Origin of the sequence: Corynebacterium sp. KPL2734, from assembly GCF_040225595.1 — a bacterium.
Taxonomy (GTDB): Bacteria; Actinomycetota; Actinomycetes; order Mycobacteriales; family Mycobacteriaceae; genus Corynebacterium; species Corynebacterium rhinophilum.
In genome coordinates, this window is the sequence record NZ_JBEHFO010000032.1 from 1 (window position 1) to 6734 (window position 6734).

The 6734-nt window shown below is 51.8% G+C and carries 4 protein-coding genes and 1 pseudogene; 3 read left to right on the forward strand and 2 right to left on the reverse strand.

The genetic code is table 11. The features are described 5' to 3' along the window. Positions 1–824: 824 nt before the first annotated feature. Positions 825–1106 (forward strand): hypothetical protein, encoded by a 282-nt coding sequence (locus tag ABRP88_RS11145; RefSeq protein WP_349837231.1) that lies wholly within the window; start codon positions 825–827, stop codon positions 1104–1106. Positions 1107–1509: 403 nt separating this feature from the next. On the opposite strand, the pseudogene ABRP88_RS11150 reads toward ABRP88_RS11145, so the two are convergent. Next, positions 1510–2729, reverse strand: a pseudogene (locus ABRP88_RS11150) (IS3 family transposase). Between the two features lie 578 nt (positions 2730–3307). Between ABRP88_RS11150 and ppk2 the strand changes: the two are divergent. Both ppk2 and ABRP88_RS11160 read left to right on the forward strand, forming a co-directional pair. Continuing rightward, complete coding sequence (gene ppk2 / locus ABRP88_RS11155) at positions 3308–4207, forward strand: polyphosphate kinase 2 (protein ID WP_023023989.1); 900 nt, start codon at positions 3308–3310, stop codon at positions 4205–4207. A 265-nt stretch (positions 4208–4472) separates the two neighbouring features. Beyond that, entirely contained in the window at positions 4473–5621 is a 1149-nt protein-coding gene (locus ABRP88_RS11160) for an alpha/beta hydrolase (protein ID WP_349837232.1), read from the forward strand. Between the two features lie 103 nt (positions 5622–5724). Here the strand turns inward: ABRP88_RS11160 and ABRP88_RS11165 are convergent, their stop codons facing one another. Beyond that, complete coding sequence (locus ABRP88_RS11165) at positions 5725–6516, reverse strand: Abi family protein (RefSeq protein WP_349837233.1); 792 nt, start codon at positions 6514–6516, stop codon at positions 5725–5727. Between the last annotated feature and the right edge of the window lie 218 nt (positions 6517–6734).

The window sequence follows — 6734 nt, forward strand, 5'->3', positions numbered from 1 at the left end:
CATGGTGGTAGATTACCTTTCTTCCCAGCTCGACTGGGCTGGATATCAGGTGTCCACCAAATGGGGGTCAGGTCCGTTCATCTCCTTATGCGGGTTGGGTTCCCACACACAAACCATCAGACACTCTCTGTGGGTCAGGTTCCTATTAGCAGTTTGGAGTATGTCACTGCCTTCGGCGGCATCACCCCCCGGATCATTGTCAGACAGGGACGAAAATAAGCCATACCGAAGCCAGCGACTAGTTCCACTGCTCCTGAAAAGAAAAGCAAAAGGAACGCAGACAAACATAACCTGCCCCCGGCATGGGGGCAGAGTTACGAATCCTGGGTAACCTCAAGCGGAACTGCTAAAAACGTAATGGGAGGCCTATACGTAACTGAAGACACCCTCCAAATGAATTCACAGCTTTGAAAACTCTTTGGCTGACGATTTATAACATCGAAGACAGGTGCGCCACTCAGTAGAGGGGGAAGGTAATTTGCAATCGAATGGGGCCGCTATATAGGAGGGGACAAAGGTCGCAGGGCGAAAAGCTACTAATCAACTAGCTCTAGACTGCTCGGACCGTTTGCGAATTACATACAAACCATGCTGCGCACACAAACATGGAGAACTATCCTAGCCTCCGACACATCCACTTTCTAGCGCCAGAGTGAGCACTGAATCCTGAAAACAGAACACGTAACAGCAAACATTGAAAATAACTCAAAAACCAAGGATAAGATCTGTGACTTTTTAATATCACGGAAGATCCTTTACAAATTACAGATTGTAGGGTATTCTAAGCCTGCATTCACCAAAATTCAAACCTTAAGGAGTCCCAGATGAAGCGTAAGGTCAGTCTCGGAATCGCAGCAGCTGCGTTAGCTATGACTGCCGTTACTCCCGCTGCATTTGCGCAGGAAACTGCCACTTTCGACAACGGAATTGTTAATTCCGAATTTTCTTTGGACAAAAAAGAATCCACTAAAAAAGACCCCAAGGAGCAGGCCGAGCTTACCGGCAAGCACTTGGATAACGCAAAGAAAGGCGTAGAGACGGCGAAGGGCATCGTCGACACCCTCAATGGACTGGGTGGTCTGTTCGGGCTTAATGGCGGTAAGTAATACCCCTCCAGCCCCCAGGCATTCGCACGATTGCACTGTGAACCCGAACCGTAATGATGGATGTGTTAATCCGCGATTGCCGGGTCTTGAAGGTCTAATCCTTATTTCGCACTAGGGTTAGACCTTTAGCCTTTTCCGTATCCTTCGTTGTTGTAACAGGCGACAAACTCATAGAGTTCGTAAGTGTACCTTTTTGACGATGGTAAAGGGGCCCCGTAGCGATTCTCCGCCTTGAATTTGGCGAAAAATTCCCCTACTTCGGCGTTGGTGTGACTGTTGGATTTCGAGAAATGCAACATCGATCTTTTGGGGTCTTTGACGAAATGTAGCCAATAGACCATAAATATCAAAACAGGGATGGCGTGCCCGCAAATCGTGGACACGTAGTAGAGCTACCTCGTGGTTAGGTAGCTATTTCTTTTCTGCTGGTGGTTAGGCTGGTGTGGTTCTCGAAATCGACAGGGCTTACCATCCCGAGGGCGGAGTGCCGGCGCCGACGGTTGTAGACCACCTCAATCCAGTAAGCCACAGCCTGACGCGCAGCAGCGCGGGTTGCCCAGCGCTTCCGGTCGTAGAACTCGGTTTTCAGCGTCGACCAGAACGACTCAGCCATCGCGTTATCGAAACACACCCCGGTACGCCCCACAGACTGGGCAACCCCTAGGTTGCGGCACACCTCCCAGAGCTGCTCGCTGGTAAATTGCGTTCCCCGGTCGGCGTGAAACACGAGACCGTCAGCAACGTCACCGCGCAGCGTATGCGCCATCCGAAGTGCTCGTTCGACCAGGGAAGTATCTTGCACGCTATCCATAGCCCAGCCCAGCACCCTGCGGGAATGACCATCGCGAACCACACATAAGTACAACCAGCCTTCACCGGTGCGCAGGTAGATAAATATCTGACATCCACACCCGGTTGAGCTCACCAGTATCAAACATGCGCTTGACCAGGTCAGGAAGCATGCTTTTACGCTTGGCTTGGATCGTTGTCACTGGAACGAAAGCACGCGGTGAAATCCCTTCAATGCCCATCATGCGCATCCGCTTGGCTACAGTCTTGCGATTCACACTAATCTGGTAGCGCTCACCTAGTTCTGCGGTAATCCGCGGGGCACCATAGACCTCGTCGGAGTCTTTTTCAGATCTGATGAATCTTGCGATCAACATCATCATAAAAAGATGTCCGATCATCTTTACCGGATAAGCGTTTCTGCTGCATATGGGCCCATTTGTAATATCCAGACCGAGACACTTTTAACGGTCGTGCCATGCGCTTGATGCTGTAGCTAGCCTTCTTCTGCTGCATCAATTCGAACTTTTCTGCTCGCGTTGCTTCGCGGCGAAGAAGGCTGTCGCTTGTGACAAAAACTCGTTATCCATCTTGGCTTCTGCCAGCTCACGACGCAGACGAGTATTCTCCGCACGAAGATCCGCCTCGCTTAGCCCATCGGAGGATCCTTAGGCGTTGACGCTCATTTTTTACCCATCGGCCTAAAAGACCTGGTGCGACACCAATTTCTTTGGCTACATGAGCAATTGGGCGCTGCGATTCGATTACCAGGTTTGCGGCTTCACGTCGATACTCAGGTGTGTATTTCTGGCGTTGTTGACTCACAATGAACATCCTCTCTTACGGACACAAAATCCGCACTAATCGGGTGTCCACCAAACGAGGGTAACCTCATTTTAGGAACTGGTTCTGGGGTGTTTCCTGCACGGCGGGTCTGCTTGACTCCCTTGCCGGGGCTGTGTGCCATTAAGCTTTCGATTTCTCGGTGGGCTACAGTCTGACTCGCGGGGTACATTAACATGTTTCCGCCTCGATACAGTCTTCCACGAGACGGACCACACGATCCTTCGCATCTTGGCATATTCCAGATTTTCCCATCTACTCAAACCGAGCAAATCTGGACACTTCAGCCAGGAAGTCTTCCGGTGGAGCATGCGCTATAACACGTGCCGGCGGCACTCCTGGTGCAATCCTGTGGCTCCTAGTGTCCTTGAAGCCGAGACTTCAGCTACACTGACGAAGGCAGCACAGCTAACCCTCAGTGTGTCCACTTTCCGAGGGCAGGCACGAGGATCAAGGCAAACGTCTAAGAACAATAGTCAAATTACCTCACACTTCGTTTTCTTTATTTAGTGGCTATAGCTGGGAAAAGTTGCCGCGCTGAAAGTCTACATTCGGGTTACACTAAGTGCATGGCTGATATTAAAGACGACGACCTTCCTGAGATTGATCTTGCAAAAACCGACGGCTTCGTCGTTGATGGAACGGATGAGGATGATCCGTCGCTGATCATGCCGGATGGCTCTCCGGTGCAGACGTGGCGCGAGAATTACCCTTATGAAGAGCGTATGACCCGCAATGAATACGAGTCCATTAAGCGCGCACTGCAAATTGAGCTATTGAAGTGGCAGAACTGGACCAAGGAAACTGGCCAGCGCCACATCATTTTATTTGAGGGCCGCGATGCTGCCGGTAAGGGCGGAACCATTAAGCGCTTTAATGAGCACTTGAACCCGCGTGGTGCGCGCACTGTCGCGTTGGAAAAGCCATCCCCACGTGAGTCCACCTCTTGGTATTTCCAGCGTTATATCGAGCATTTCCCGGCTGCAGGCGAAATCGTCTTCTTTGACCGTTCGTGGTACAACCGCTCTGGCGTTGAGCGGGTGATGGGCTTTTGTACCGAGTCCCAGCACGCGGAGTTCCTGCGCGAGGTTCCCATGCTAGAAAATATGATCCTAGGATCGGGTATTTCGCTGACCAAGCTGTGGTTCTCTGTTACCCGGAAGGAACAGCGCACTCGCTTTGCTATCCGCCAGATCGACCCGGTGCGCCAGTGGAAGCTTTCACCGATGGACCTGGCTTCTCTGGATAAGTGGGATGATTACACCCGCGCGAAGGAAGAGCAGTTCCGTTATACGGATACTGAGGAATCACCGTGGATTACCATCAAGTCCAATGACAAGAAGCGAGCTCGCGTTAACGCGATGCGGTATGTCTTGTCCAAGTTTGAATACACCAACAAAGATTATGACGTGGTGGGTGAGCCTGACGGGAACATTGTCAAGCGCGGCCGCGACCAGATTGGTGATTAGTAGCGTTAATCTCAAGCGCCGTTGAGCGGGAAGATCGAGGAGATCGGTCTTCCCGCTTTGCTATGTCTAAGGCCTCTGAGGTGGCTCAACCATCTTTATAGCGACAGCGTGAGGGTGGCTGATAGCTCTCACAGCTATTTCCTAAACAGTTGGCAGCCATAAATAAAAAATACTTGAATTACGTTCCTCAGCAAACTATTATCAAGGTGACCTAAAAGTCATCCTATCTATATGCGTGACACAAACCACTGTAAGGAGTACGTACATGATAAGGAAGAAACTGTGCGTTCTGGCTACCGCAACCGCTGTATCCATGGCACCCATCGCAGTATCGGGAACTCTCACCGCTACCGCCTTTGCAGGCGGCGGCCAGCCCGTAGCAGAGGCGGCGGCAGATAAGACCGACGTACTCGGTCGCTCCACCGTTTCTGATAAGCAGATCGCCGATGAAGACGGCTACTTCGATAGCCACGATGGCGAAGGCGTGAAGATTTACTACCGCAAGCAGCTGGTAGAAAACCCACGTGGCAATGTTGTTTTGGCACATGGCGTTTCTGAGCACTCTGGCCGCTATGACTACGTGGCCAAGCGCCTGTTGGACGCTGGCTACAACGTTTACCGCTTGGACCACCGTGGACACGGCAAGTCTGCCTCCGGTAGCACGCCGCTGGGACACATCGATAACTTCCAGTACATCCTCAATGACTTCGACCGCGTCGTCGACATGGCCAAGGGGGAGCACCCCGATGTAAAGACTTTCCTTCTGGGCCACTCCATGGGCGCGCTGACCGTCCAGGCATACGGCATTCGTGAGCCTGGCAAGGTGGACGGCATCATCACCAATGGTGGTGGTGCACCGTTGAACCTGTCCGGTAAGAAGGCAACGGGCGAGACCATCACGCCGGACGAGATCTCTGAGGTGCAAAAGCAGCTCGACCCCACCCTGTTCGAGCGCCTGCCGTTGGCGGATATCACCAGCTTCAACGCTAACTACGTGCAGAACCTGATTCCCCACCGCACCTACATTGGTGCGCAGTCGCCGGAGTTCACCAAGAAGATCATGCTGTCCAACCCGTTCACGGAGGGCATTTCCACCAGCCAGGCTGTGAAGGATGAGTACGCGACGAGCCCGCTCATCGCGCAAAAGACCAGCGCTGGCACCGCGCTGCAGCTGGGTGCTATCGCTACCTACGATGCTGTGAACGCGGACCTGTTCAGCGCGCCGACGCTCATCATGCACGGCACTAAGGATGGCATCGTTCCACCGTACTTCTCCCAGGACTGGTACAACTCCATTACCTCTGATGATGTGGAATACGTCAACTGGGAAGGCCAGAAGCACGAGGTCTTCAACGAGCCAGCCGCTGACCAAGCACTCGACAAGGTGGTGGACTGGCTGGACCGCCACGTGTAGAAGATAGCGTGTCTCGGGTTCAATAGGCTCGGCACACAATGACCTGCTTTCCCTGCCGTTGGGTTGGTACTTAGGCTTTAGCGGCCTGGGGAAGGTGGGTCATTTATGATTTGTTTGAATTATTTAGACCTGCGTAGAGGGTGTCCAACTCGGTGAGAATTGCTGTTGCGGGCAGGTTTTCCGTGAGGTAAGAGGCTAAATCACGGTCCAACATCGCTGCTACATCGTGGCAGGCCTCGTGGCATTCTCTAGGCCGTAATCGAGTATCTGTGCCCGTGACAGGGATGCCGCGAAGGACTACAGACTCGTGATGCGCAACCCTATTTCTAATTTTCTTTATCTCGAGGATTTTGGAATGAACCCACTTACGGGTCAGACCGTGAGTGGAATATTCTGGATCTTTCTTCCGAGCTACTGAATTCGCACCTGGGAAGACAGAAATTAAAGCTTGGCGGGACCAAATTCTGTCGTGATCAGCATTGTTAAAAGGGGCTGGTAAGCCCGTGGAGCCTCCTTTATCGAGGATATTTGTCCAAGTTCTAAACATGGAAGCAGCAATGACCCTTCCTCCCAGCCTTCTGCTTCGTTCGGTATTCTTGGTGAAGTCTTTTGGCAGGCTATTCCATGCTTCTGTGATATTGTCTCGAACCCGTTTATCGAACCCCATCTCGAGCTTGCAATACCAATCATCTCCGTATTCGGTGCTGAGATATCCAGAAACTGAGTTACGTAATGCTACTTCGATGAAGGCTATCTCGTGAAAAAGGGAAGCACTAAGGTGGCGATCGAGTTCGTAAAACTCAAAAGCCTTATCTGTGGATCCACCAGTTTTTGTTAGGTAGGGCTCCAACCTGTTTTCTGATAACCACTCTTTTTTAATCCGTTTACTACTCATGGCTACCAACTTAAGGACTCTTTAAAAATATTTTTGATTGAGGGGCCGCGTCCGATTATACTCGGTATAGTATTCCCCTCCTCGTGGTGGTCAACCGTTCAGCGGCCTGGCTGAGGAGGGGTCTTTTGCTTACAGAACCCCGGGCGGATTCTAAGGATCGTGGAAACACCTGACCTTGATTGGTGGTGTTTGTGGTGTCGAGTCGTTGGGATCCTTCG